This is a genomic window from Thermodesulfatator atlanticus DSM 21156 (assembly GCF_000421585.1).
Lineage (GTDB): Bacteria > Desulfobacterota > Thermodesulfobacteria > Thermodesulfobacteriales > Thermodesulfatatoraceae > Thermodesulfatator > Thermodesulfatator atlanticus.
Genome location: NZ_ATXH01000003.1, coordinates 1 through 25,940 on the forward strand (window position 1 = coordinate 1; position 25,940 = coordinate 25,940).

The 25,940-nt window shown below is 40.2% G+C and carries 22 protein-coding genes; 12 read left to right on the plus strand and 10 right to left on the minus strand.

All coding sequences use genetic code 11. The features are described 5' to 3' along the window. Positions 1 to 126: 126 nt before the first annotated feature. Entirely contained in the window at positions 127 to 1,827 is a 1,701-nt protein-coding gene (locus H528_RS0101555) for an IS1634 family transposase (RefSeq protein WP_157608069.1), read from the minus strand. Positions 1,828 to 2,425: 598 nt separating this feature from the next. Here H528_RS0101555 and H528_RS0101565 point away from each other — a divergent pair. The 3 genes from H528_RS0101565 (at position 2,426) to H528_RS13895 (ending at position 5,823) form a co-directional block, all read left to right on the plus strand. Continuing rightward, positions 2,426 to 4,465, plus strand: a complete 2,040-nt coding sequence (locus tag H528_RS0101565) for a TonB-dependent receptor (RefSeq protein WP_022852598.1) — start codon at positions 2,426 to 2,428, stop codon at positions 4,463 to 4,465. Positions 4,466 to 4,482: 17 nt separating this feature from the next. Then, positions 4,483 to 5,268 carry a DUF4198 domain-containing protein gene (locus tag H528_RS0101570; RefSeq protein WP_022852599.1) on the plus strand — a complete coding sequence of 262 codons (786 nt, stop codon included), beginning with the start codon at positions 4,483 to 4,485 and terminating at the stop codon, positions 5,266 to 5,268. Between the two features lie 96 nt (positions 5,269 to 5,364). Then, positions 5,365 to 5,823 carry a hypothetical protein gene (locus H528_RS13895; protein WP_051132462.1) on the plus strand — a complete coding sequence of 153 codons (459 nt, stop codon included), beginning with the start codon at positions 5,365 to 5,367 and terminating at the stop codon, positions 5,821 to 5,823. Between the two features lie 249 nt (positions 5,824 to 6,072). On the opposite strand, the gene recR is transcribed toward H528_RS13895, so the two are convergent. Genes recR through dnaX form a run of 3 tightly spaced genes read right to left on the minus strand, consistent with a single transcriptional unit; the run spans position 6,073 to position 8,511 of the window. Continuing rightward, positions 6,073 to 6,669 (minus strand): recombination mediator RecR, encoded by a 597-nt coding sequence (gene recR / locus H528_RS0101585; protein ID WP_022852601.1) that lies wholly within the window; start codon positions 6,667 to 6,669, stop codon positions 6,073 to 6,075. A 3-nt stretch (positions 6,670 to 6,672) separates the two neighbouring features. Then, positions 6,673 to 6,984 (minus strand): YbaB/EbfC family nucleoid-associated protein, encoded by a 312-nt coding sequence (locus H528_RS0101590; protein WP_022852602.1) that lies wholly within the window; start codon positions 6,982 to 6,984, stop codon positions 6,673 to 6,675. Between the two features lie 3 nt (positions 6,985 to 6,987). Further along, on the minus strand, positions 6,988 to 8,511 hold the full coding sequence (dnaX, locus tag H528_RS0101595; protein ID WP_022852603.1) for a DNA polymerase III subunit gamma/tau: 1,524 nt from the start codon (positions 8,509 to 8,511) through the stop codon (positions 6,988 to 6,990). Positions 8,512 to 8,574: 63 nt separating this feature from the next. Between dnaX and H528_RS0101600 the strand changes: the two genes are divergently transcribed. Genes H528_RS0101600 through H528_RS0101625 form a run of 6 tightly spaced genes read left to right on the plus strand, consistent with a single transcriptional unit; the run spans position 8,575 to position 15,300 of the window. Then, positions 8,575 to 9,657 (plus strand): glycosyltransferase, encoded by a 1,083-nt coding sequence (locus H528_RS0101600; protein ID WP_218969813.1) that lies wholly within the window; start codon positions 8,575 to 8,577, stop codon positions 9,655 to 9,657. Then, positions 9,647 to 10,768 (plus strand): glycosyltransferase family 9 protein, encoded by a 1,122-nt coding sequence (locus tag H528_RS0101605; protein WP_022852605.1) that lies wholly within the window; start codon positions 9,647 to 9,649, stop codon positions 10,766 to 10,768. Before H528_RS0101600 ends, H528_RS0101605 begins: the two co-directional genes overlap by 11 nt. Then, entirely contained in the window at positions 10,759 to 11,859 is a 1,101-nt protein-coding gene (locus H528_RS14665) for a glycosyltransferase family 4 protein (protein WP_022852606.1), read from the plus strand. The genes H528_RS0101605 and H528_RS14665 overlap by 10 nt, the downstream gene beginning before the upstream one ends. Continuing rightward, complete coding sequence (locus tag H528_RS0101615) at positions 11,849 to 13,087, plus strand: O-antigen ligase family protein (protein WP_022852607.1); 1,239 nt, start codon at positions 11,849 to 11,851, stop codon at positions 13,085 to 13,087. Before H528_RS14665 ends, H528_RS0101615 begins: the two co-directional genes overlap by 11 nt. Next, entirely contained in the window at positions 13,080 to 14,225 is a 1,146-nt protein-coding gene (locus H528_RS0101620; protein ID WP_022852608.1) for a glycosyltransferase family 4 protein, read from the plus strand. Before H528_RS0101615 ends, H528_RS0101620 begins: the two co-directional genes overlap by 8 nt. Continuing rightward, positions 14,218 to 15,300: a glycosyltransferase family 4 protein gene (locus tag H528_RS0101625; RefSeq protein ID WP_022852609.1), complete on the plus strand. Its 1,083-nt coding sequence runs from the start codon at positions 14,218 to 14,220 to the stop codon at positions 15,298 to 15,300. The genes H528_RS0101620 and H528_RS0101625 overlap by 8 nt, the downstream gene beginning before the upstream one ends. Here the strand turns inward: H528_RS0101625 and H528_RS0101630 are convergent. Further along, complete coding sequence (locus H528_RS0101630; RefSeq protein ID WP_022852610.1) at positions 15,290 to 15,994, minus strand: glycosyltransferase family 2 protein; 705 nt, start codon at positions 15,992 to 15,994, stop codon at positions 15,290 to 15,292. The two genes, H528_RS0101625 and H528_RS0101630, sit on opposite strands and share 11 nt — an antisense overlap. Beyond that, positions 15,994 to 17,709: an ABC transporter ATP-binding protein gene (locus H528_RS0101635; RefSeq protein ID WP_022852611.1), complete on the minus strand. Its 1,716-nt coding sequence runs from the start codon at positions 17,707 to 17,709 to the stop codon at positions 15,994 to 15,996. The genes H528_RS0101630 and H528_RS0101635 overlap by 1 nt, the downstream gene beginning before the upstream one ends. Positions 17,710 to 17,886: 177 nt before the next feature. Between H528_RS0101635 and H528_RS12190 the strand changes: the two genes are divergently transcribed. The 3 genes from H528_RS12190 to H528_RS0101655 all read left to right on the plus strand — a co-directional run bounded on the left by H528_RS12190 (position 17,887) and on the right by H528_RS0101655 (position 22,228). Continuing rightward, the gene (locus tag H528_RS12190; RefSeq protein ID WP_022852612.1) at positions 17,887 to 18,540 is read left to right on the plus strand and encodes a hypothetical protein; all 654 of its coding nucleotides are present in this window, start codon (positions 17,887 to 17,889) and stop codon (positions 18,538 to 18,540) included. 366 nt (positions 18,541 to 18,906) lie between these two features. Beyond that, complete coding sequence (locus H528_RS12195; protein WP_022852614.1) at positions 18,907 to 20,139, plus strand: cation diffusion facilitator family transporter; 1,233 nt, start codon at positions 18,907 to 18,909, stop codon at positions 20,137 to 20,139. Between the two features lie 97 nt (positions 20,140 to 20,236). Further along, positions 20,237 to 22,228, plus strand: coding sequence for a DUF748 domain-containing protein (locus H528_RS0101655; RefSeq protein WP_022852615.1), 1,992 nt, complete (start codon positions 20,237 to 20,239; stop codon positions 22,226 to 22,228). Here H528_RS0101655 and queF read toward each other — a convergent pair. Genes queF through rsfS form a run of 4 tightly spaced genes read right to left on the minus strand, consistent with a single transcriptional unit; the run spans position 22,225 to position 25,935 of the window. Next, positions 22,225 to 22,608, minus strand: a complete 384-nt coding sequence (gene queF, locus H528_RS0101660; RefSeq protein WP_022852616.1) for a preQ(1) synthase — start codon at positions 22,606 to 22,608, stop codon at positions 22,225 to 22,227. The genes H528_RS0101655 and queF overlap by 4 nt on opposite strands. Positions 22,609 to 22,618: 10 nt before the next feature. Then, the gene (locus H528_RS12200; RefSeq protein ID WP_022852617.1) at positions 22,619 to 23,983 is read right to left on the minus strand and encodes a 4Fe-4S binding protein; all 1,365 of its coding nucleotides are present in this window, start codon (positions 23,981 to 23,983) and stop codon (positions 22,619 to 22,621) included. After that, positions 23,973 to 25,523, minus strand: coding sequence for a 2,3-bisphosphoglycerate-independent phosphoglycerate mutase (gene gpmI, locus H528_RS0101670; protein ID WP_022852618.1), 1,551 nt, complete (start codon positions 25,521 to 25,523; stop codon positions 23,973 to 23,975). The genes H528_RS12200 and gpmI overlap by 11 nt, the downstream gene beginning before the upstream one ends. Beyond that, on the minus strand, positions 25,510 to 25,935 hold the full coding sequence (gene rsfS / locus H528_RS0101675; RefSeq protein ID WP_022852619.1) for a ribosome silencing factor: 426 nt from the start codon (positions 25,933 to 25,935) through the stop codon (positions 25,510 to 25,512). Before rsfS ends, gpmI begins: the two co-directional genes overlap by 14 nt. Positions 25,936 to 25,940: the final 5 nt, after the last annotated feature.

A 25,940-nucleotide genomic window follows, 5' to 3' on the forward strand; every position in this document is an offset into this window, starting at 1 on the left:
CCTGAGTTTGACAGTTCATGGATACACGAAAAGGCTGTATCTATTGATAATAAAGCTTTTGCGGACATCGCCCAAAATCAGGCGTGAGTACTAGAGCTATACTTCTCGTTTGACCAGCTCTTTGAATTACTTAGATCTCGCGGAAAATTTAAACTCGTAGGCCTGAGGAAGGGGTACCCCTAACTTCTTGAAAATCCCTTTGCCCCGGGGTTCTATCTCCGTCCACCTGTAGACCTTCTCCTTTTGGTCTTCTCTCGTGTACTCAAGCTCCACCACGCAAATCCGCCCGAGCTTCCGCCTAATCCGCGAAAAACTCTCCCCAACCTTAAGCTCCACTAGCCTTCCCATAAGCAGCGCCAACCAGCAAAGCATCACGTGCCCCCTGATCCTCTCCTCTAATCGATGATACATCGGCCTTATATCAAAACGGTGCTTAAGCTCCCGAAAAGCTCTCTCCACCTCCTGCAGGTTCCGGTAACTAAGGGCCACTTCCTCCGCCGAAAGATCTTCCTCCGTAGTCGAAAGAAGATATTTCCCGTCAAGACGCTCCTCTCGCTTTACCTTCTCCCGCTCTATCTTCAAAGAATCCGCCGCCAAAAATCTCCTCAAGACCGGACTTCTCCTCAGCCGGCATTCCGCCCTCTGCCTCCGTAAACCTGAAAGCCCCTTGATCCTTTCAATCTCTTGCTCAAGAGCCTTTAAAATCTCTTCTCTTATGGCTTTGTCCCTTGCTGCCCGTTCAGGATTGTAAACCAGTACATACCTGCGCTCCTTGGTCCCGCGCTTCACACGAACCTCTTTCACCCAAAGATTGTCCCTGACCTCACGGTAGCGTCCTCCCGTAGCCAAAACCTCCTCTACCATCTCTGAGCCGCTTCGAAGACGCTCCCCTAAAATGTAGCCCCCTCCTGCCCTCTGAAACACCACCCTCGTCTCCTCGCTTACCATCCCTCGGTCGCAAACCCATATGATCCGCCCTACCGAAAATGATCTCAGCTCCTCCTGCACCCGAAAGGCCGCCTTCACATCCGGCGTGTCCCCTGGAAATACCCACGCCTTTACCGGTATCCCCTCTCGCGTCACCGCCAGCCCAACTACCACCTGCGGTAAATCAGGCCTCCTGTCCCGTGAATACCCTCGCTTCCTTAAGCTATCTTCTACTTCCGTCTCAAAATACACACTTGTGGTGTCAAAAAAGATCAAATCCACCCTCAGGTTAAATAAATTGGCCACTCGCTTGAAAATCTCCTTCTCAAGCCCTTCTCCCACCTCTACTAGAAAATCCATGGCCCGGTAAAAATGATGAAGCTCAAGCCCTTGCCCCTCAGTAAAGTAAACCTCCTCCTTGATCCACTGGTAGGTGGAAAGCTTTGAGTCTGGCGCAAGCGCCCTTCCGGCTACCATCGCAAAGATGGCCACCTCCACCGGTATCTCAAAACGCCTCTCTTTAAGCTTCTTCTCGAAAAATTCCTTAAGCCCGAAGGAGTTCCAGAGCTTGCGAAGAAAATAAATTCCACCTGCAGACTTGGCCCAATTGACCTTAAAGGGAAGACCTGAGGCCTCAATCATAGCTGTTATTTCTGCGGCTTCATTGGCAGGAAGAAGTTTTGAAAGCGCCCGGATCATGTCACGGATACGATCAAGATCCAGGCGGTCTTTGCGGCCGAGGTTGGCAATGACCTTGGGGCGAGGGCGTTTTTTTACAGGGTCCCAGTAGTTATGGGCGAGTTGTAGGTATTCGACGCGGGAGCCATCTTTGTTTTTTCTGGCGGTGGTGCGGATGTACATGATGCTATCATCATCGGCACAGAAAATTATATTTGTCAAGAGTTTTTTCTAAATCGTGTATCTATGTATTTTTAGAAAATAAACACCCTCCATCCTCTGAAACCCTTGAAAATAAAGGGAAGTTCTTTTCGAGAAGGGCAAATTTTACCTATTAACTGTCAAACTCGGGCTTAAAAACTTTGCAAAATTACCGGGATTAGCGTTGCACACAACCCTAAGAGATCTCTCTTTTTTTCCAGAACGAAAATGTGAACGGATTTCAGAACTGACCTTAAGGAAAGGAGCTTTCCAAAGATCTCATTTTATCACTAAGAGCGTAAAACAGGCGACACTTGAACAGTATCATTGCGAGCGAAGCGAAGCAATCCCATGATCTTGCCACGGCCACTACGTCGTCTCGCGATGACACCCTGTCGGATAAAGCATGCTCCCGTTAATCAGTACTCATTTAATTCTAAGGATGATGTCTTGCTATTTTACAAAAATTTTTGTTGATATAGTTGCAAAAAAATTAAAAAAATGCTACAAAACTCGCTTAATTTTAAAAGGGAGGTGAAAAGTAGGGAGTGGCCTAAGGAATTTTTGGGAACATTAGTTTTCCTGTTTTAAATAATAAGTCCGAAAAGGAGGGGGGAACATGAGTTTTGGTAAGCTAAGGTCTGTTTTATGTTTGTTAATCTTTTTTGTTTTATCTGGTTTTGCTGTGGTTTTTGCAGAAAGTGGTGATGATTCTTCTTCGGTAGATTTAGGAGATATCCTTGTTAAAGGAGAAGCTATTTCAACGCAATCTATCCCTGGAACAGTAAATGTTATTAAAGAAGGCGATATTGAAAAGCAGATTATACAACGTACTGATGAACTATTAGAACAAGTGCCGGGAATCGAGATTATAAACTATAATCAGGGTGGTGTTGCCAATGCTATAATGATGCGAGGCTTTAGAAGTGGTGCTCATGGTGGAGATATTGCTATATATGTTGATGGTATTCCTTTAAATGAAGGTGAATCTCATGCCGATGGTTATGCAGATATGAACGTTATTATTCCCTTAGAGTTAGAGAAAGTTGAAGTTTATAAGGGACCTATTTCTCCTCTTTTTGGTAATTTTGCCAGAGCTGGTGCCATTTCATTTATAACTAAGAAGGGGGGAGAATATAAAAAAATTAAGGCAAATTATGGTTCTTTTGATACTTTAGACGTAGAGTCTGCTTTAGGTTTTAAAATTCTTGACTCAATACAGACTAATATGGCTTTTCAGTTTTATAAAACTGATGGTTATCAGGATAATTCAGAATGGATTAAAGGTAATTTTGTCTCTCGATTTGGTTATAAATTTAGTGATAAGCTAGATGCTGGTTTAAGTTTAAGATTTCATGCTTCTGACTGGAATGCTCCTGGTTATCTTCCAGAATATCAGTTTCTTGATCGTGAAGCCTCTAAACATCAGGCTGTTAATGCTGAAAATGACGGAGGCAATAAAGAATTCTATTCACAGCGTATAGACTTAGGCTACAATCTAAAAGATAATGTTCGCCTTCTTTACTGGGTTTATGCCACCCAGCAAGATTTTACTCGTTTTGCCAAATTTGGTTATGATCCAGGAGGGCAAACAGAAAGAAATTACTTTCGGCATGTTTACGGAACCGGTGGAAGCCTAAACTTTGAGTCTCTTCTTAAGTCATATCCTGTGACCGGCGTTATAGGTTCTGAGTTTTATTATGAAAATACTGATTGGAAGCGCTGGGATACTTCTAATCGTGTAAGAATTACTCAAACCCAAGATAGGACTTTTATAATAAAAACCTTTTCTGTTTTTGCGCAGGCTAACTTGAAAATTTCGCGTTATTTTAGACCAGAACTCGGAATACGTTACGATACTTTTGGTGGCGAGTATGAAAACCGAGACCCAGGTACTTCGGGATTTCGTCATGATATGAATGACTTTGATGTCTTTAGCCCTAAAATAGGTTTTCGTTCACAGATTCTTGATCCTTTAGATTTTAGAGCAAGTTATTCTCAAGGTTTTGCCTTGCCCAAAGGGGAGGCTAAGTACGATCCCAATATCAATGTTGATCCGGTAAAAGTAGAACAGTATGAAATAGGATTTACTTTTACTCCTAATAAACATTTATTTTTCGATCTAGCTCTCTACATATTAGATACTACCAATGAAATACAAGAAAATCCTCCTGGGTCTGGCATTTATCAAAACGTTGGTAAAACCAGACGCAAAGGTCTGGAGGCAACTTTAGAGTTATATCCTTTAGAGTCACTAGAAATTTATGGAAACCTATCTTTAATTGATACTGAAATTTTAGATAATCCCGATCCTAATCTTGAAGGCAAAAAAGTGCCACGTGTGCCAAGTCCTATTTTTACTATAGGAGTGAAGTACCAATTTATACAGAACTTGGCTTCTGAGATTAAGTGGCGTCACGTTGGTAAATATTATATGGATAATTATAATCTTTATACTTATGATGGCTATGATGTTGTTGACTTTTATACCTCATATAATTGGAAATATGACAAAAATAAAAGTACAGAGATATTCTTTAGTATAAAGAATTTATTTGACGAACATTATGCCCAGAGTGCCTCTTATTTTCGTGACTCTAAAAACTATGCTGTTGCCTGGCCCAGGACTTTTTGGGTTGGTTTCTTGATTAATTACTAATATCCAGGGAGGTTTTTATGAAAAGGTTATTACTCTTTTGTTCTTGTTTTGTTTTCGCAATTCTTTTTGCCGGAGTATGTAGGGCTCATTTCCTATGGTTAGATGTAGATAATTACTCTCCCAAAAAGGGAGACACTGTGACCATTTCTATTGGTTGGGGGCATTCTTTTCCTCATTCTATTCAGGCTCAAGAGGCAGTACTAGAAAGCATAAAAGTATTTATGATTTCCCCAACAGGCAAAAAGACCGCGTTACCTTTTGAGGTTAAAGACGGAAAACCCTTGCCCATAAAATTTAGAGTCAAAGATAATGGCGTTTATGTGGTGGTAGCAATTGCCAAAAATTTTGGCGCCAAAACTACAGAGGGCTGGTTTTACAAGACAAGAGAGGAACTTAAAGGGAAGGAAATTCTTTATGCCAAATGGATATGTAATACCGCTATGGCCCTTATTAGTGTGGGGGGAAAGCAAGATCTCCCAGAGATTTTGATCCCTGAATCAAACTTTTATTTTGTGCCGCTTGCTAATCCTTCCCTCCTTAAAGAGGGGGATCTTTTTAAAGTGAAACTCCTTTTTAAGGGTAAGCCTTTGCGCAACTGGGTTTATGCCACCTATGCCGGGTTTAGCGATCTGAAAGAGACTTTCGCCTGGGCCACCAGGACAGACAAAGAAGGGGTTGCTCAGATAAAAATTTTAAAAAGAAAAGGCCCATGGCTTGTAAAAAGTGAGTACCAGACCCATTATCCTGATCCGAAAAAGGCGGACTATGCCAGCTATAAATGCACGCTAACCTTTGGATTTTAATTTTATGAAGTTTTGGCCTGAGATCGCTTTTGGCTGCCTCTTCCATATACGAGGCGATCTCAGGCTTTTTTGAAATTCTAGATATCTCTAAAGACTATGAAAATATTTTTGTGGTTAACGGGCATTATTTTTTGGTTTCCTGCTATGGCTTTTGCTCACGGGATGGAGGGTTCGGTTTCTTACCATAACGGCGTAGGGGTTGTTTCGGTTGCTTATGATGACGGAGAACCCGCCAGTTACGTGAAAGTAGTGATTCGCGCCTCAGGGAGTAAGTTTTCCTTTCAAAGGGGGCGCACCGATCGAAACGGACGCTTTGCCTTTTTGCCAGACGTCCCTGGCCTATGGGAAATTGTTGTCTCGGATAATATGGGACACAGGACCGAGCTAAAGCTTAATATAGAAAATATAGCAAATGAAACCCAATCTTCCATGTCAAAACCTCAAACAGGATTTATAGTGCCTCGCGAAGTTGCAGCTTTTATTGGTGTACTGATTATTTTGGGCATATTTGGCTGGATCCGGGAAATTTTAAGTTTCGCATCAAGGCGTAAATAATGAAGTTTGTCAATCATCACCAGGAGAGTTCAATGAATATCGCAAAAAGCTATTATTTTGTAGAGACTTTCAAAACACTTAAGCTCTGTTTTAAGATCCGTTCCCATTTTTTCGTTCCGAAAAATAGGAACGGATCTCTCGTCATTATGCTTCAACTCTGATCCTGGCAATTTTGTCTCTTTGTAATTTTAGGAGCAAAGATAAAACAATGCTGTGGTGAACTAGTTCTTAATCCCGAAATAGTAAAGCCTAAAATGGCTGCCGGGCTTCAAGGGCCCTTTTTAAGGTTAATTTATCCGCATATTTGACATCCATTCCCATAGGGACCCCGCACGCAAGACGCGTAATCTTTATGGGAAATTCCTTAAGCGCCTGAACCAGATAAGAAGCCGTGGCTTCGCCTGCCACGGTAGGAGATAAGGCGATGAGGATTTCGCTTATGTTTTCCTGCTCAATGCGCGAGAATAAAGCAGGAAGGCGCAATTCTTTAGGGCCTATACCATCTCTTGGGGAAAGTACCCCATGGAGCACGTGGTAAAGGCCCTGATAAACCCCTGCCTTTTCTATGGCAGACAAAGAAGCCGGATCTTCCACTACACAGAGAATAGAGCTATCCCTTTCTGGATCCTGACAAATAGGGCAGAGATCTTCTGCGGCAAAGTTAAAACATCGCCTACAGAGCCGCACCTTCTGGCTCATCTCTAAAAGGCTAAAGGCAAGTTCTTTTATTTCATCTCGAGGGCGGCTCAAAAGATAGAGTGCAAGCCTGGTGGCTGACTTTTCCCCAAGACCAGGTAATGCTGCTAGGTTTTTAATGACCCTTTTTAAAGGATCAGGAAACGCCATGGATTAAAAAAGCCCCGGGATTTTAAGCCCGCCTGTAATTTTAGCCATTTCCTGTTCAACCATTTCCTGAGAACGCCTAATGCCCTCGTTTACCGCAGCGACGATCAGGTCTTGAAGCATATCAATGTCTTCTGGATTAACTACTTCGGGGTCTATCTTGATGGCTACAAGCTCCTGGCGACCATTTACCACTGCGGTCACCATACCTCCTCCAGCAGAGGCTTCAACAGTCTTTTTGGCAAGCTCTTCTTGGAGTTCAGCTATCTTTTTTTGCATTTTCTGGACCTGGCGCATCAAGCTTTGCATGTTCTGCATGGTTTACTCCTTTTCATAGATTTTTACTTTGGCAATGCGTCCCCCAAAAATTTTAAGGGTGTCTTGAACAATTGGCTTTTCTACCAACTTTTGTCGCTTTGAGGAAGACTCTTCTTCGTGGTGTACCTGAATTTCAAGGGGCCTTTTCAACAATTCAAAGGCAAGTTCTTTTACACGTAAAAGGGCGTCTTTGTCCTCTAATAGAGGATGTTCTGGAGCCACTAAAACCAGTTTGTTCCCGTCCTGACTCGGCGGCGAAAGGGTTTCAAAAAGGGCCCCCAGGGTAGGTTTTTCTTCCTTAAGCTTGGTAACAAATTCTTCCCAAGAAACATCTTGAGCTTTTGTTTTTTGCGCTGAGGGTTCAGCCTTTTCAGACGAAATCTCTGAAGAAGGAACGAAGGCTTTGATCTCTGCTATTTTTTCAAAGAGTTTATCAAGGGCGACTACTTGTCCTATTTCACAGGCCTTAGCTAGCATCAGCTCAAGGGATAGTTTAGGAACAGGGCTTCTTCTAAGAGCCTCAAAACCAGCAAGGAGAGTCTGGAAAAGGATAAGAAGCTCCTGGGGTTCTACCTCCAGGGAGAGTTCTCTTAAAAGGGAAAGCTCACTTTCTGGAATATCGAGCACCACACGTCCAGAAGAGCTTCTTAACGCAAGGAGATTGCGAAAAAATTCAACTAAATCCTGGGCTAGAAAAGTCAAATCAAGACCTTGCTCATAGGCTTGATTTACAAGGCTAAAACAAGAAGCTAAATCCCGCGCAATTATAGCCCGAGCCAATTGCTCAAGAAGAAAATTATCTGCCAGTCCAAAGAGTTCGCGGGCATCTTCTGCCGTACGCACTCCTGAAGAAATTGCCTGGTCAAGTAGAGAAAGGGCATCTCGCACACTACCCTCGGCTTCACGGGCTATTATTTCCAAAGCGTTTTCTTCTATGGATACGTTTTCTTTATCACAAACTTGAGCAAGAAAAGAAACAAGCTTGGCAAAGGAGAGCCTGCGAAAATCATAGCGCTGACAGCGGGAGAGAATTGTTACTGGAATCTTATGAGGCTCTGTAGTGGCGAGGACAAATTTTACGTGAGGAGGTGGTTCTTCTAGGGTCTTAAGTAGGGCGTTAAAGGCCTCGCGGGTAAGCATGTGGGCTTCGTCGATAATATAAACCTTGGTGCGCAGGCGAGAAGGCGGAAACTTTACGTTTTCGCGGAGTTCGCGGATTTCGTCTATGCCACGGTTAGAAGCGGCGTCGATCTCCTGAACATCTACTGCGCGGCCTTCGGTTATTTCGCGACAGGCGCTACATTCATTGCAGGGTTCCTCAGCAGGCCCTTTATCGCAATTAAGGGCCTTGGCAAGAATGCGAGCTATGGTAGTCTTACCTACACCGCGGATGCCCGAAAAAAGCAGGGCATGCGCCACGCGGTTTTGGGATATGGCGTTTTTAAGGGTGCGCACGACATGTTCTTGGCCAACGACCTCGGCAAAAGTCTGGGGCCGATATTTCCGTGCTAAAACAAGATATCCCATAGCAGCCCTGATTTTAATGCAGGAAGAAGGTCTTTCCTAGTCTCCATGCCCCGCATTTTATTTGTGAAGAAAAAATTCCGCTTTCACGGCGGAGCAGAACAATATCTCAAAAGATTGTTAAACGCCTTAACAAAAGAGAATAGTTTTGATATTCATCTCTTATCTCAAACCTGGGATGAAAAAGTTACTCCAAATGTAGTAATTCACACGCTACCTAAAATTAAGGCCCCCTTATCAGACTTAGTTTTTGCTCTTCAAGTAAAGGGTTTTTTAAAAAAATATAAATTTGATTTGGTTTTTAGTTTTGACAGAATCCTTTCTGATTGTGTATATAGAGCGTCAGATGGTTGTCATCTTAAGTGGTTGGCACAAAAAGCAAAGTTTTCATCAAAAATAAAAGGGTTAGATATAAAATATAATATAAAACACAAGTCAATAGCTTGGTTAGAGAAACAGTGCCTTAAGAAGGCAAGAAAAATAATTGCTAACTCCCGGATGGTAAAAAATGACTTTAAAACCGTTTATAATAGAGAGATAGCTAAAAATATCGTAGTTATATACAACGGAATTGATGTTAACTACTTTGATCCGAATAAAATTGCTTTGTCTAAATGTGATATTAAAAGAAAAGATGAGATAATTCTTGGTTTTATAGGAAGCGATTTCTTTCGCAAGGGACTTGGGCTTCTTTTAAAGGCTTTATCAAATATGTCTTTAAAGGCCAGACTTGTTGTTATAGGAAGAGACAAGAAACAGAAACATTATCAGCGTTTAGTCAAAAAGCTCGGGTTGCAGGAAAGAATTCTTTTTCTAGGAGCACAAAAAGATATAAGGCCATATCTGAAAAATATTGATGTATTTGTTTTACCAACGCTTTATGATCCTTTTGCAAATACTTGTCTTGAATCGTTATCTTTTAATGTTCCCGTTGTAACTAGCACTTTTAACGGAGCTCACGAAATTATTGATGAAGGTGCAGATGGGATGATTGCTAGTTTAGATGTAAATGATCTGTCAAGAAAAATAGAGAAAGCTTGTAAAATAAAAAGTTTTTCTAGAGAAAAAATAATAAATCATTTTAAAATAGAAGATAAAACTAAAGAGATTGTAAAGTTAATAAAAGAAAATACTAGTTATGTTTCCTAAGAAAGTCACAAGTTTTTTTGTTCGTAGATATATTTCCGTTTTTAATAAAAAAAGAGTCATTCCTTTGGATGAGTTCCAAGGAGATATATACAGGATTTTAGTGATTTCTAATACAGCACTTGGTGATACTATTATGTCAACACCAGCTGTTAAAAGTATTAAAATGTCCTTTCCAAGGGCAAAAATCGTTTGTCTAATACATAGAAATTATGTGGATTTGTTTTCAAATATGTCTATTATAGACAAGATAATTCCTTATTATGGCGGATATAAGAGATTTTTTTCTACTATAACCCATATAAAAGAGGAAAAATATGATGCCTGCTTGATATTGCATGGAAACTCTCCTCAAGATATAGAAATTGCTTTACTAAGTGGAGCTAAGATAATTTTAAAAAGTAAGCCGAATAGAGATTCTATGGCATATTTGTCTTACGTTCAAAAAGAACTCCCCATACATGCTATAAGGAAAAGGCTTCTATTAGTAAAGTTAATGGGGGGGGAGAAATTTACAGAAAAAATGGAAATTGGAGAGCTGAATAATAAAACTTTTTTAAAAAGGGCAGAAAGATCTATCTCTAATAGAGAAGGGATTATTATAGGATTTCAGTTAGGAGCTTCTCATTGGAGCCGAGCATGGCCGCCAGAATATTTTAGTAATTTGGCAGAACTAATATCACAAAACTTTGAAAAGTTTAAAATTGTTTTGTTTGGGAACAAAAATGAACAAAAATTAGCCGATCTTTTTTTTAAACATGTCAAGAAATATTTTTGTGAAAAAATTATCGACTTAACAGGGAAGTTATCTATTGCAGAACTGCCATATTATCTCAAGCGATTAGATTTATTAGTTACTCCGGATACAGGTCCTCTTCATCTTGCCATTGCGTTAAAAGTGCCTACGGTATCTCTTTTCGCCTTAAGTAAGCCAGAAGATACAGGTCCCATTCAGGATCTTGAAATTCACAAGGTAATTTTTAAACCTGAAGGTCTAAAATATTTGAAAAAGAAAAGAAAGGACAACACTAATGAAGCCATGAAACTTATAACTCCTAAAGAAGTGATGTATGCAATAGAGGAAATAATACAACGAAGGGTGTCATGCGTATAGGAATTTATAACGTAACTACGGCAAATAAAACTGGTGGAATTGAAACATTTTGTTGGGAAGTTGCAAACGAACTAAATAGACAGAAAGTATATGCTGAAATAATCACTGGAATAGGGGAACATGTCAAATATCCCGAGCTCCCGATTAAAATGTTTTCTTATATTTCAAGAGAGAAAATACCAAACTTGGGAAATCGGTTCAAAAAATTTGGGGAAAGGCTAAGTTTTTTCTTGTTAGGAGGAAGAAAACATTTAGCCAATTTTGATTGTTTAATATTACTAAAACCTTTTGATTTTTTTGTGGCCTCTTATGTAAAGCGATTAAATCCTAATATAATTACTTTTTTTATTTCTGGTGGAGAGGATTTCTATTTTTTTGATCGTAGATTTTCCTCTAAAGTAGATATAATGGCTGCTGTTAGTAACGCTAATGCAGAGATAATTTCAAGTAGATACAAAAGAAAAGTTCATGTAGTTTATAATGGGGTTAATATAAACCAATTTAGATTCAATCTTAAGCATAGAGAACTATTGAGAAAAAAATATAATTTTAACCAAAAGAAGGTTCTTCTGAGCGTTGGTAGGATCGTAGGCTGGAAAGGCTATCAATTAGTTATAAAAGCACTCCCTAAGCTTAATGAGTACGTTTATGTTTTAATTGGGAAAGGGCCTTATTTGTCTGAATTACAAAAACTTTGTCAAGACGTTGGGGTTTCAGAGCAGGTATTTTTTCTCGGGGAACGGGAGCATAAAGATTTGCCAGCCTTTTATTCCATGGCCGATATCTTTGTCCAGCCCAGTATCGGTCATGAGGCATTTGGAATAACCGTAGTTGAAGCTATGAGCTGCGGGATACCGGTAGTCGGAAGTAACAACGGAGGAATTCGCGAGATCATCCGCGATGGCTATAATGGCTACCTTTTTAGGCCGAAGGATGTAAATGATCTAGTTGCTAAAATTGAAATGGCTGAAAAAAATTGGGAAAATCTCTCAAAAAATTGTGTAAAACATGTATCAGAAAATTTCACCTGGTCTAAAACTGCACAAAAAATTATAGAGCTTATAAGAGGACATATGAGATATGGTAATTAAATCTAAAGTTAATTTAGATTATATTTTAGCATTTTTTCTTTTCGCTGGCATATGGTCGAGTTTTAGTGAACATTTAACGACTATAAAAACTATTTCTGCTATCGCTGGATATGTTTTCATAGTTTATTTTCTAGCGGTTAAAAAGTATTTCCCTAGGTTTGATAAATCTATTTTTTTGTTAGTCCTAGCATTTTTTGTATCGCTTACTATTTCAGCCTTATTCTCTGCTGACCCTCTATATTCGTTTAAGTGGATAAAGAAGACTTATTGGGTTCCCCTGTCATTGGTAGGTATTTTCCTGTTCATTAGAGATAAAAACCTTAAAATCAAAACGGTTTTATTAGCTTTTATTTTTACTTTTTTTATAAATAATTTTTATTTTTTTTATAAAACTATTCAGGTGTCCCATACTGTTAATATTTTTTCTCCAAAGTTTATTCCAGATCGTAACTATTCTTTTTATGTCCCTATATTTTTGCCTTTTGCCCTGGCAGGGATTATTTATTTTTCAAATATGCTATTAAGAATAGTAATTCTAGTCGAAATTACTTTTGGTCTTATATTATTAGTGCTAACTGGGGCAAGAGGAGCTTACTTATCTTGTATGCTAGAAATAATTTTATTTATTTTATTTGTAGTTCACTTTCTTTATAAGAGATATTTTCTTAAATATGAGAGGCAAACAATTATCAAGTTGATAGCCATTCCTCTTCTTGTTATGTTGATTGGATTTGCTGCGTTGCTTAATCATCCTAAAGTCAAAGCCGCCTTTCATAGAGGATTGTCTCCCAACGGAAGAGACCAAATTATTGCCGACAGATTTCCTGTAATTTTCAAACATCATCCCATACTAGGACTTGGTTATGGAAGGCAGCTTTATTTTCGTTTTTTAGAAGAGCACAACGTTCCTAAAAGATTTGGTCATTACGATAAAAAAGAAGGACGCTATGTATATCATTCTGACGAGGGGATATATTTACAAACTATAATACGTCAGGGGCTTTTGGGATTTTTTGTTTTTATACCACTTTTTGTTTTAAGCCTAAAAAGATCTTTTGTTTTATCATTTAGAAAAAGCTATGATCTAAATATAAAGGTATTTTATTTTTCTTTATTTTTAGTTATGTTTTGTCATTATTTTCTTAGGGGATTTATTGAAACTTTAGATTTAGGAGGTTTTATCCTTTTTACGCTTTTTATTTCCGAGAAAATTTGGGACCATGGCTAAAAAAAGGTTAAAAGTAGCACTGATATATCCTGAACCTCTTCCTTCTCAAAAAGCAAGAAGTGTTTCTTTTGTCTATACTGCTGCCAGTCTTGCGAAAATGGACTTAGATGTAGATCTCTTTATCGAAAAAAGTGGCACCAGAGAAGAGATAGAAAAAATTTATAACGTAGATTTGTCTGGTGTGTGTATTAATCACATTTATCGTCGAATGCTTTGTTTTAAATCTAATGCTATATTCAATTTTTTTATAAAGCGTAAGATTGTATGCTATGATATATTATATTTAAGACATCTGAAAACAGCATATGCGGTAATAAAAAATAGAAAAAGGCGACAAAATTATAAAATTATTTACGAATGTCATGAGCTTTTTTCTGAAACAGTAAGGAGTCCTAAGTCGAAAGAAAGATTGCTAAATTATGAAAAATTTGTTTTAGAAAATGCAGATGTAGTTGCATTTGTTAATAACACTATTGCTAATAGTTGTTCTAAACAATTTAATATCAAAAATAAACATACCGTTTATAACGCTTCTCGATTTGATTTTGATTTTATGCCTAAGGACTTTTCGGAAATTTCTAGTGTTTATTATATTGGTAGTTTATATGACTGGAAAGGAATTGGAGAATTAGTCACGGCAATATATGCTATCAATAATAGATATGACCTTAAATTTCATATTATAGGCGGACCAGAAGAAAACCTTTTAAAAATGAAACAGGACTTAATTGTTAACAGACTAAATAAAAATATAAAATTAGTGTCGTTTAAAAATTTTACTGAAATAAAGGAAATACTAAAAAGACAAAAAGTATTTATAATTCCTAATAATCCAAATTATATAGAAAATAAATTTTCATTGCCTATAAAATTATTTGAGTACTTATCCTCGTCTAGTTTGGTAATTTGTTCTGCGACTCCCCCCATTAAGGAAATTGTCACGCATGGCTACAATGGTTTTCTATACGACCCTCGTGAGCCGGAATCTCTAATAAAGGTTTTCGAAGAAATATTTGCTATGAGCCCTGAAGAGAGGCAAAAAATCGCCTTTAATGCCTGGAAAAGTTCTCGAACTTTTGATGACAGAGCAAAGGAACTATACGAACTTTTCCATAATGTTGTAGAAAAAAATGCATAGGCAGCTAAAAATTTTACATACAGAAGCGTCATTAGGGTGGGGGGGGCAAGAGATCAGAGTTTTAAAGGAACTCGTTGCTTTTCAGGAAAGGGGTTATTCGGTTGCTTTGGCCGCGCCAGAAGAATCAAAAATAGCAAAAAAAGCTAAAAAACATAACATCAAAGTCTTTGAGATCCCTATACATCAAAGATCTCTCAAGATCACCTTAAATTTGAGGAATATCGTTCAAAAGCATAATATCGATATTATTCATACACATAGTAGTCGAGACAGTTGGCACGGTCTTTTCGTAAAGAAATTGACTAATAAAATATTGGTTAGGACTCGACATCTATCAACTCCTGTAAAAAGAAATTTCTTTAGTAAGATCCTTTATTCTTCAGCCGATTATTTAATTACCACAGGCCGACATATTAAAGAATATTTTATAACCGTTTTTCCAGAAATTTCTTCAAGGATAGAGTCCATTCCAACCGGTATTGATATCGAAAAATTCTGTCCTAATAGTGATCTTCCGTTTTTTAAAAAAGGGGAAGTAGTTTTAGGTTGTGTGTCTGTTTTGCGTAGCTGGAAAGGACATCGGTATCTAATTCCGGCCTTTAAAGAACTCGTTCAAAAAGTTTCAGATATAAAATTAATAATAGTTGGGGATGGTCCCCAAAGGAATAACTTAATTAATATGGTTAAGGAACTTGGATTGACGGAAAAAGTTGAATTTTTGGGGTATCAAGAAGATATTCCGGATATCTTGGCCGTAATTGACATTTTTATTCATCCTTCAACAGGACATGAAGGGGTCCCTCAAGCAGTCCTTCAGGCATTAGCAATGAAAAGGCCTGTAATAGCTACTAATGTAGGGGCAATTCCTGAAGTTATAATCCATAAACAAACCGGGATTTTAATTCCTCCAGCTAATCCAGGAGAGATAAAAAATGCTATTTTTTGGATGATGAAAAATCCTGATTTAGCTAAAAAACTTGGGGAAAACGGTCGCAAACTAGTAGAAGAAAAATATTCTCTTGATAAGATGGTTGATAAAATAGAAAAAATCTATCAAGAGCTAATTAGGTCTTAACATACTTCCAGAAAGTATATTGACTATAAAGTTTGGCAATTAGGTATCCGTGCCAGCCGTCTAAGAAGCCTCGCTGTAAGATGAATTTCTGAAAAAAAGTCCATTTGGGTGAAAAAATAGCCTTTAAGCGATTAGGTTTTCTGGCCAAACTTGAGTAGCGGTTTTGTTTTTCTATGAATTCATCTACACTTTCGTAAGCAAAATGAATCAAATAATTTTTAAATTTTCCTAAAGGGCCATCGTATAAAACTTTCTCATGAACCGCATCATCGCTAAATCTTGCAAATTTGCGATTAAACAGGCGGATAGTATAGTCAGGATAAAGGCCACAAGTTTTGATGGGTTTGCCAAAGAAATAATTTAGACGCGGGACCTTATAGGCCTTAAATTGTGGTTCAACTAAAACATCTAATATTTCGTGCTGTAATTCTTCAGGGATAATTTCATCGCTATCAAGCACAAAAACCCAGTCATTTCGGGCTTGCTCTACGGCAAATTGTTTCTGCCTACCAAAGCCAAGCCATTCATGGGGAATAAACCGCGCGCCAAATTCTCTCGCGATTTTTTCTGTGTTATCTGTGGAGCCGGAATCAACAATCACTATCTCCTGGGCAAATATACAGGACTTTAAAACTTTTGAAAGATAACGTTCGCTATTAAAAGTTATAAGCACTATCGAAAGATTTTTTTTCATTATTCTTGGAAACTGCTGTATAGTCTCTGGTAAAGCTCACTTTTTTGCAAAAGTTCATCGTGTTTGCCGGTAGCCACAATATTTCCTTTATCCATCACGGCTATTATATCGGCTTTGGTTATAGTAGAAAGCCGATGGGCAATGATGATGGTCGTCCTTCCCTGCATTAGCTTTTCCAGGGCCTCGTGTACCAATCGCTCAGAAACAGTATCAAGATGGCTGGTAGCCTCATCAAGAATAAGTACAGGGGGATCTTTTAAAATGGCCCGTGCTATGGCTATGCGCTGTTTCTGACCCCCAGAGAGATCAACGCCTTTTTCCCCCAGAATGGTATCGTATCCCTGGGGTAGCTCCTGGATAAACTCATGGGCGTGGGCCATCTTGGCCGCTCTGATAATTTCCTCTCTGGTAGCCCCGGGCTTGCCAAAGGCAATGTTTTCCGCCACGGAGACGTTAAACAGGATGATGTCCTGGGATACTATACCTATTAAACGCCTGAGAGAAGAAAGCTTAAGCTCGCGAAGGTCGGTGTCGTCAAGTGTAACACGACCAGAAGTTGGGTCATAAAAGCGGGGGAGGAGGGAAACAAGCGAAGTCTTCCCTGCACCACTAGGGCCTACCAGGGCCACGATCTTCCCTGCAGGAATAAAAAAGTTGACCCCGCGCAGGGCTGGCTCTTCGGTGTTGGGATAACAAAATGTTACCTTTTCATAGCGAAAGCCCTTTTTAACAGCATTAACTTCTTTTTGACCTTCTTTTTCTTGGGGAAGCTTTAATACTTCTTCGAGCCTTTCCACTGCGGCCAGGGCGTCATGGGCCTTGTTGTAGGCCGAAGAGAGTTTTTTTATGGGATTAAAAATCATAAGGATTGCGGTAAGTACCGAGAAAAAGTCTCCTGGGGTGATAACTTTGATAATAATGAGATGGCCGCCATAGGCAAAGACAAGCCCCCCTCCCACCCCGGCCAGGAGATTTACCACGAATTTTGTCCCTTCATTGTATTTAGTAAGCTTTAGCGAGAAACGATAAAAGGCCTCCACTGCTTGGTTGAAGCGTCTTTTCATATAATTTTCTTGTTGAAAAATTTTTACGTCTTTAAGCCCGGAGAGCCCCTCGGCCAGACAATTAGTGACGTTTGCCATTTCCTGTTGAGCCAGGTGCCGCACGCGGTGGGTCTTTTGGGCCAGCTTGCGCGAAGCAATGGCCACTAGAGGAAAGACCGTAAAGGCAAACAGGGTAAGATCCCACCTGCGCCAGAAAGCCACTCCCACCAGGATCAAAACCGTAAGGCCTTCGAGAAAGAAAGTGCGGAAGATGTCAGTTAGGGCCCCTTCAAGCAAAGAAGTATCATTTATTACGCGTGAGATAAGGCGCCCGGAAGTCTCTCTGGTGGCAAGTCCTACAGGCAAGTTTAGAATCTTCTCGTATATTTTTTGCCTGAGGTCATTTACAAGCCTCAGGGCAGCTATACGCATAAAATAGGCCTGTAGAAAGACTGCAAGCCCGCGCAAAAAATAGATTCCCACTATCCCCAGGGGGATGAGTTTGAGGTAAATATAATTTTTTTCAAGGAAAATGCGGTCAAGAACAGGCTTTACCAACCAGGCTATAGAGCCCGAAAAAATAGAAGCGATACTGCTAAAGAGAATGGAGACAAAAATGAGAGGCCAGTAAGGCCTTATTAAAAACCATAATTTTAAAATAGTTTTTTTCATTTTCCCATATTTAATGCAAAATTTTAAATTTTAGAAAAAGTATTTTATTATACAGGCCAAAATTAGAAAAGATGTTGAAAAAAACTTGATTCGTTTTAAAAGTTAAACTTGATTCAAGTTATGATAAATTCTGTAAGAGATGAAGTTTTTTTGTGTCTAAAGAGGTAGGGTTGTTCTATGCCTTTGTTTACAAAACAACTATCCAGAATAATTAAAAAGATTGATCAAGAGTTGCCTTATCCTTTATTTTATCCATTTTTGATGAAAAGGAAAGAGAAGTTGCTTTTTGATAAGCTTATAAAAGCTTCAAAACACTACTTGGAGTTTGGGCTCGGGGGTAGCACATTGCGAGCGCTCGCAAAGTCGAGATCAATTATATATACAGTTGAATCAAGTATGGAATGGATAGAATATATGAGGAAATATAGGATTGTTAAAAAGTTTGAAAATGAAAGATTGTTTATTTATTATGTAAATATCGGGCCAACTAAAGAAATGGGATTTCCAGTGTCGGATGCGTATAAAAATGTTTTTGAAAAATATTCTTCAAACATTTTTCATTTTATCAATCCTCAAAAGATAGATTTAGTACTTATTGACGGTAGATTTAGAGTAGCATGTGCTTTAAAGACTATCTTGAAATGTTACGGAAATGAAAATATAAAAATACTTATTCATGATTTTTGGAATCGGAATCAATATCACATTGTACTTAAATATTTAGAAGTCTTAGATAAAGTAGAAAAGCTGGGTCTTTTCTCAATTAAGAGAAATATAGATTTAAACTTGGTGAAAAAAGATTATGAAACTTATAAGACAGATCCGAGATAGACAAAATGGAAATAGAAAAATCTCCCTGTCTTCTTTAAAAGTCTTTTCCCGTGGTATAATTGACATTGAATCTCATTAAGATTAGCTTGTTGTTAAGAGCATTTTTAAGAAAAATGTCTCGGGATCCGTTCCCATTTTTCGTTCCGATAAAAATGGGGACGAATCCCTACAGTTTTTGTGCTCACAACACTGATATCGACATTTCGGAAAAGAGCTTATGGAAGAATATCGGGAATTTAAGTGTTTTGTGTGTGGACATGTTTGGCGAGTTCCTTTTGGGACTGGAAGGGTCCTCTGCTGTCCAAAATGTGGTAGCCTGAAAATCAGGCGCACTAATCCTGGCCCTCCCAAAAGAGGCGGTTGGCGTTGGCGACTAAGACGCAACAGATAAAAACCGAAGGGCAGGTTCTTGCCCGGGTAGCTGCCTTTGCAGCAATTTTTAATCTTTGCTTAGCAGCAAGCAAATATCTCCTGAGTAAATTTTCAGGAAGTCTTTCCCTGCAAGCAGATGCCATTCATTCTTTAACTGACGTTATTGGCTCGATATCTGTATTCCTTGGATTAAAATTTGCCGATCGCAAAAGCAAAGACTTTCCCTACGGCCTTTATAAATTGGAAAATCTCGCGTCACTGGTTACCTCCTTTTTTATTTTTGCCGCGGCATTTGAAATAATTCATTCGGTTATAAGCGAAGAAAGTGTGCTAGAGGCCCAGAGAGTTCCTGTTGCTGCCGGGGGGCTTTTGGCCATAACTATTGCACTTTGGCTTTTCTCGCGCTGGGAACTAAAGATCGCCAAAAAATCAGGCTCACCAAGCCTGGCTGCTGACGCGGAACACATGAAAACAGATCTTTTTAGCTCGGCTATTATACTGATTGGTCTCATTGGTGGAGCTATTGGGTTCCCCTGGTTAGATCATATAGCTGCGATAATTATTTCAATTTTCATTATTCACACCGGCTGGGAGATTATGATTGATTCTCTAAAAGTACTTCTGGATGCTGGTATTGAGCCTGAAGTTGCCGCTCGTATCGCCGAAATAATTAGGTCATTTCCGGAAGTTAAAGAAATTAAACGGCTAACAGGTAGGCGCTCGGGTAGATTTAGTTTTGTAGAAGCTGAAATAATACTTGACGTGCGCACCTTGGATGAAGCCCACGAAATCGTAACTATCATGGAAGAAGAAATCTATGACCAGTTTCCAGAAATAGACCGGGTAGTCATCCATTTTGAGCCCCCCAAAATAGAAAAACTGGTAATTGCTATCCCCCTTGACGAAAAAAAGAATTTTTCTGGGCATCTTGCCTGTGCGCCAGCTTTTCTTATCCTTGAAATCGATTGTTCTCAAAAACCTGGAGAAGTAAAAGGAGAATATGTGCTTGAAAATCCTTACTTCAAGGAAGACCGGCACCGGGGTGCCCTTGTAGCAGAATGGTTGAAAGAAAAAGGGGTAAATACATTTATTGTCCCTGTGAAGGAGCCGTCTTGTAAAGGGCTCCTTTATGCCCTTGATTCCCTTGGGATAAAAATTTATTTCAAACCAGAGATCTCATTAGAACAGCTAAAAAAAGATCCTCCTTGCCCAGAAACGTCACACTAATTTAAAAAAAGTTTTGTCTTTTAAGTATGATTATTTAAAAATTTTTGTTACACTTTTTAAAGATTGATTGCTTAAATCTCTGGTCGCGAGGGGAATCATGAATAAGCTAGCAAAAATTTTGGCTGCGGTTTTAGTTGTATTTTTGGTTGTTATTGTCGGGATTTATTTTGTTGCCAGTCGTTATCTCACTCCCGAACGAATAGAAGCCCTTATTGTGCCGCCCTTAGAAAAGGCCACCGGCCTTCAAGTCTCCATAGGAGAGATTAAACGCTCAGGGTTTTTCGGCATTAAAGTTAGTAAAATAGACTTTAAAGATCCCAAAACACATCAAAATATAATTGCTGCCGATGAATTGCGCCTGGCCCTTAAGCTTTCCCCCTTACTTCAGGGAAAGCTTGTTGTCTCTGAAGTAGCCTTTATCAGGCCCAGGGTATTAATCGTGCGCGAAAAAGACGGGACTATCAATCTGGTGAGATACTTTGGCCCCAAAGAAGCAGCAAAACCCGCCAAAGAAGTGCCGCCAAAAGAGGCGCCGCCTAAAGAACTAGCTCTAGTTTTCCAAAACCTCAAGATAGAAAAGGCCCTCATAGAATTCGTTGACCTTAAGAAAGAACTTCCCCCTGCCAAAGCAACCTTTTCTTTAGCCGGGGGCTTGAAAGTAAAAGGAACAAGCCTTGTTTTTAGTGGTGACGGAAGCTTTGATCTCCTGATGAATAATTATGCGCTGGTAAAAGGCTTGAGTTTTAAAGCACAGGCCACCGGACGCGAGACCAAATTTGTACTCAACGGAGGAAAAATCCTTTCAGGAACCATGAAAGGGGAAATCCTTCTTAGCGGGCAAAAGATAAAAGGAAATATCTCCTTGAATAAAGCAAGTTTCAAAGAGGCAGAAGAGCTTGCTAAGGCACTGAAACCCTATCTTTTTCCAGAGGCTGAACTTCCCAGGTTAGATGGTAATTTTGACGTGGAAATTGCTTTGGCGGGAACCACCCAAAACCCTCTTTATGCGCTAACCTTTTATCCCAAACCCCTTCTTCTTGAACAAAAACCCTACACCCTTCAGGCAGAAGGCCTAATCAGAGTTAATCCTGAAGAAGTGTCTCCCAAGCTCAAGGTGGCTGTAAACGGCGAAAAAATGGACATTTCAGGAAAAATATCTTTAAAGGGAACTCCACCCTACGCTAATCTCCTTATCACCGCCGAAAAATTCAATTTGAAATCCCTTTTACCTGAAGAGGAAAAGGCTAACCAAGAAGAGATCCCGTCAAACAAAGAACCGCAGAAGAACAAACCCCTTGTGCTCCCCATTGCAGGAAATATTCAATTTAAGGCTGGGGAAGTTTGTTATACTCTTTGTGCTGAAGACGTAAAAGCAAACATCAAGCTTGCCCAAGACCGCATTGACCTTAAAAACTTAAATTTTCTTTTTGCAGGGGCTATATCGCAAGTAAATGGAAATGTTTCTGAGCTTTCTAAAACACCCAAGCTCAAGTTTGCCTATTCCGTAGCAGGGGCGGATCTTCCCACCTTAGGCGAAAGTTTTTTCCCGGAGAGTAACTACTTTGTAAGTGGTAAGGTCTGGTCTGAGGGAGCTTTTTCTGCGCTGGGGCTAGGGTCCGATGCCATAAAAAAGACCCTCTCTGGCCAGGGAAACGCCAAGTTCTTGCAGGTTGGCCTAAAGGAAAATGCGATAACTACTCTTGCCGCACAACTCCTTCACGTGGACGAACTAAAAAACCTGATGTTCGAAAATGGTTCCCTGGGATATACCGTTAAAGATGGTCTCGTGAACTTAAAAGGGCATTTTGCGAAAGAGGGGCTTGCCCTTGATCTCTTAGGGCAAGTGGGCCTTGATGGGCGCTTAAACTTAAGTCCCAAACTTAAATTGTCTGGGAAGCTGGCCAAGGTTTTTGCCAAAAAATTTCCCGGAGCTTCCCTTTTTAAAACCAAAACTGGTTATGAAATCCCGCTTACCATTAAAGGCACCGTGGAAAAACCCAAGGTCTCTTTGGTAGGGGTCGAAGAAAAAGTAAAAGAAAAAATAGAAGAAAAGGCCGTTGAACAGATATTTAAGTTCTTGGGCAATTAGTCTTCTTTGCGGCGTTCCACGGTGATTACTGTGTGAACATTGCCGCGGGGATGAAAATCCCCAACTACCTTGAGATAACGCGGAGCCAAAGTTTGCCACAGGGCGTCAAATATTTCGTTGGTAGCAGCTTCGTGGGAAATATAGCGATTGCGAAATTTGTTAAGCCAGAGCTTTAAAGAACGCAGTTCGATTATCTGCTTGTCAGGGATATACTCTATCTTGATGATGGCAAAATCCGGATACCCTGAACGCGGGCACAAACATGTAAACTCTGGAAAAGTTATTTCGATAAGATAGTCCCTATCAGGATAAGGATTCGGCCAGGGTTCTAATTCAGCTTCAAGGATAGCTTTTTCGCCGTATTTCAATTCTTCTGACATGTTTGGTCTCCTACACGAGCCAAAGATAAAGCAAAGTAATGGACCATATCAACAACAAGATAGCAAAAAAATTCTTCTTAGGCACAAGGCCTTCAAACTCTTTACTATAAAAAACCCAGGATACATACGTGGCGCCTATGCCTCCCACAACCAAAACAAATTTTAAAAGAAAAACTATCAGCCATTCAGGGACAACAAAACCCCAGGAAGCAAAAGTTTGAATATGAAACTGCCGGCTCAAAATCGGAAAAAAGTTTCCCACTTCTTTTAAGAAATAGTCCAGACGATACACCAGCTCCCCGGTAAAAGCCATGGGGACCAGCACCGGAACCATAGGAGAAAATTTTCCAAAAAGTTCATCTTCATAAAAAGTAAATAGATGGGCACCCAAACGGATAATTCCCAGAAAAAGAACAAAACAAGCCGCCAAAACCAAACTATAGGAGATTATTTCAAGCCCGCCAAAAAATTCTTTAAACGATTGGTACCAGTAAGTTCTTTCCTGAATAAACCTTGATATCTGAGAAGCCATAAGAAAGGGGATAATGTAAGCACAGGTTAAGTAGCGGCCTTTGTTAAGGATGAGCTCTTTTAAAGGGTGACGCAAGAAAAGCCTTGGGGAATCCCTATCACAAAGAGGCACACAATGACCACACACCAAACAAATAAGATTGTTTTTTACGGCGTAAGCTCCCAAATAAACAGGACACCCGGGGATGCCATCTTTCCCTCTTTTGCACGCAAAAGTCTTGCATCCTCTGCATTTATCTAACAAGGGCCGGAATTCCAGAATAGACATCGTGGCCGCTGAGCCGATGATTTTTCCCATAGGGCAAAAATGGCGACACCAGGCCTGTCCTTTGTATAGGGCCGCAAAAATAGTTGCTCCCAACAGGATGGAAAGCAGCAAAAGCGCGGTGAGAAAAGGCGAATTTTTCATGTGGGTTACGGCCTCTACCCATAGAATAAGAGCAAGGAGCCCTGTTGCTCCGTAAGCACACCATTTTGCAAAGGTCTGAAGAGGCAGTTTTTTCCGGTAAAGCCCAAGGGCTTGAAGAATGCGACCCACCCCTGGGAAAGGACAAACACCGCACCACATGCGTCCTACAAAAAACCAGGAAAGAACAATGCTTGTCCACCATACACCCCAGGAAATAAAAAGCATGATATTAGAAGAGGGGTCTTGGGGGCCAAAAAGTCCCATCAGGATGAGGCAAGTAAAAATGATATCGCCAAACGTGCGCAAAATAGCAAAATTGCGCCTATTGGCGAAAAAACTTTTCAAGCGCGGAAAATGGGTAAAGAGGTCAAGGCGGGCCTCTGGGTCATAAACAAAAAGAACACGTAGTATTTCTTTTAGGAGTTTAAGGTTCAAATAATAATTTGCCTGTCATTTCCTTTGGGATTTCAAGCCCCATAAGATAAAGCCCTGTGGGCGCAATATCTGCCAGGATGCCTGGCGAAAGTCTTTTCCCAATAAATCTATCATCAATAAGATAAAATGGAACCGGATTACCGGTATGTGCGGTAAAAGGTCCACCAGTTTCAGGGTCAATCATCATCTCGCAATTGCCGTGGTCAGCGGTAACAATGGCCGGTGCGTTATTAGTGGCATCCCTCCAGGCGGCAAGGACTTTACCCACACATTCATCTACCACTTTCACCGCTTTTATGGCCGCTTCAAGCACCCCTGTGTGCCCTACCATATCCCCATTAGCATAATTCATCACAATAAAGTGATATTTCCTTGTTTTGATGCGACGGATTACTTCTTCGGTTACATCGTAAGCACTCATCTCAGGCTTTTTATCATAAGTGGGAATATCCCGTGGCGAAGGGATGAGTTTTCTCTCTTCTTTAGGGAAAGGTTTTTCTTCGCCGCCGTTAAAAAAGTAAGTAACGTGGGCATATTTTTCGGTCTCAGCAGTTCTGAATTGCCAAAGTCCGACTTTACTCACCACCTCGCCCCAGATGTTGACCAAATGCTCAGGAGGAAACGCCACTGGCAAATCAAAAGTTTCGTCGTAAAGGGTCATGCACACGTAGTAGGCAAGTTTGGGAAATTTTTTGCGGTCAAATTCCTTGAAATTTGGGTCTGTTAGGGCCCGGGTAAGTTCTCTGGCACGATCCGCACGAAAATTAAAAAATATTACTACGTCGCCATCTTCTATGAGAGCTACAGGGTGCCCCTGCTTAACAATTACAGTAGGCTTAATGAATTCGTCAGTCTCACCGCGTGCATAGGCTTTCTCTATTGCTTCTAAGGGATCTTCGGCGTAAATGCCTTCGCCAAGCACTAAGGCATAATAGGCTTTGGCTACTCTTTCCCAACGCTTATCCCGGTCCATGGCGTAGTACCGCCCAGAAAGAGAAGCTACTGCACCGCAGGAAAGTTCTTCTATTTTCTTTTGGACAGCGGCAAGGTAGGTTTTGGCACTTTGAGGCGGAGTGTCTCGGCCGTCAGTAAAAGCATGCACGTAAACTCTCTCGCATAGGCCTTCTTTTTTGGCAAACTCAAGCAGGGCAAAAAGGTGCTCAAGGCTGCTGTGCACCCCTCCATCTGATACAAGGCCCAGCAAATGTACCTTGCCACCGGTTTGTTTGGCTCGGGAAAAAGCTTCCTTGAGCACGGGATTTTCAAAAAAACTCCCGTTTTTTATTGCTAAATTAATGCGGGTAAGGTCTTGATAGACAATGCGGCCGGCTCCAATGTTCAAATGGCCCACTTCGGAGTTTCCCATCTGGCCAGGCGGGAGCCCTACCGCTTCCCCTGAACATTTAAGTAAAGTGAAAGGGTATCTTTTTTGTAAGGCATCAAGGTTAGGGGTTCCCGCCAGACGAATGGCGTTTCCTTCGGTTTCTTCACGAAAGCCCCAGCCATCAAGAATGATGAGCAAAAGTCTATTGATGTTCATTTTCTTCGGTAGGTTCTGGAAGGATAAGGCCCCAGTCTTCTGGCGCAATGCGTGGGGCATCCATCCAAAGGCCTTCTATGTCATAGAATTCTCTAACAGGCTCAAAGAAAAGATGAAAAACTACATCACCATAGTCCATCAGCACCCATTGACCTTCTGTTTTGCCCTCTGTACCCAAGGGGAAAATCCTTTCGCGGTAAAGCTCATCTTCAATATTATCAGCAATTCCCTGGACATGGCGTGCGGAACGTGCACTGGCCACAATAATAAAGTCTGCATAAGATGAACGGCCTCTTACATCGATGATAACCAAATCGTAGGCTTTTTTATCCAGGGCAAGTTGGGCCATACGGCGGGCGAGTTCTTCTGGGGAAAGTCTTGTCTTCTTTTCAGCTGCTGCTTCTTTTTTCACCCGGC

Excerpts from the sequence above, each read along its gene's own strand:
- H528_RS0101565 (WP_022852598.1), top strand. The coding sequence starts at position 2,426 with ATGAGTTTTGGTAAGCTAAGGTCTGTTTTATGTTTGTTAATCTTTTTT.
- H528_RS0101570 (WP_022852599.1), top strand. The coding sequence starts at position 4,483 with ATGAAAAGGTTATTACTCTTTTGTTCTTGTTTTGTTTTCGCAATTCTT.
- H528_RS13895 (WP_051132462.1), top strand. The coding sequence starts at position 5,365 with ATGAAAATATTTTTGTGGTTAACGGGCATTATTTTTTGGTTTCCTGCT.
- recR (WP_022852601.1), bottom strand. The coding sequence starts at position 6,669 with ATGGCGTTTCCTGATCCTTTAAAAAGGGTCATTAAAAACCTAGCAGCA.
- H528_RS0101590 (WP_022852602.1), bottom strand. The coding sequence starts at position 6,984 with ATGCAGAACATGCAAAGCTTGATGCGCCAGGTCCAGAAAATGCAAAAA.
- dnaX (WP_022852603.1), bottom strand. The coding sequence starts at position 8,511 with ATGGGATATCTTGTTTTAGCACGGAAATATCGGCCCCAGACTTTTGCC.
- H528_RS0101605 (WP_022852605.1), top strand. The coding sequence starts at position 9,647 with ATGTTTCCTAAGAAAGTCACAAGTTTTTTTGTTCGTAGATATATTTCC.
- H528_RS14665 (WP_022852606.1), top strand. The coding sequence starts at position 10,759 with ATGCGTATAGGAATTTATAACGTAACTACGGCAAATAAAACTGGTGGA.
- H528_RS0101615 (WP_022852607.1), top strand. The coding sequence starts at position 11,849 with ATGGTAATTAAATCTAAAGTTAATTTAGATTATATTTTAGCATTTTTT.
- H528_RS0101620 (WP_022852608.1), top strand. The coding sequence starts at position 13,080 with ATGGCTAAAAAAAGGTTAAAAGTAGCACTGATATATCCTGAACCTCTT.
- H528_RS0101625 (WP_022852609.1), top strand. The coding sequence starts at position 14,218 with ATGCATAGGCAGCTAAAAATTTTACATACAGAAGCGTCATTAGGGTGG.
- H528_RS0101630 (WP_022852610.1), bottom strand. The coding sequence starts at position 15,994 with ATGAAAAAAAATCTTTCGATAGTGCTTATAACTTTTAATAGCGAACGT.
- H528_RS0101635 (WP_022852611.1), bottom strand. The coding sequence starts at position 17,709 with ATGAAAAAAACTATTTTAAAATTATGGTTTTTAATAAGGCCTTACTGG.
- H528_RS12190 (WP_022852612.1), top strand. The coding sequence starts at position 17,887 with ATGCCTTTGTTTACAAAACAACTATCCAGAATAATTAAAAAGATTGAT.
- H528_RS0101655 (WP_022852615.1), top strand. The coding sequence starts at position 20,237 with ATGAATAAGCTAGCAAAAATTTTGGCTGCGGTTTTAGTTGTATTTTTG.
- queF (WP_022852616.1), bottom strand. The coding sequence starts at position 22,608 with ATGTCAGAAGAATTGAAATACGGCGAAAAAGCTATCCTTGAAGCTGAA.
- gpmI (WP_022852618.1), bottom strand. The coding sequence starts at position 25,523 with ATGAACATCAATAGACTTTTGCTCATCATTCTTGATGGCTGGGGCTTT.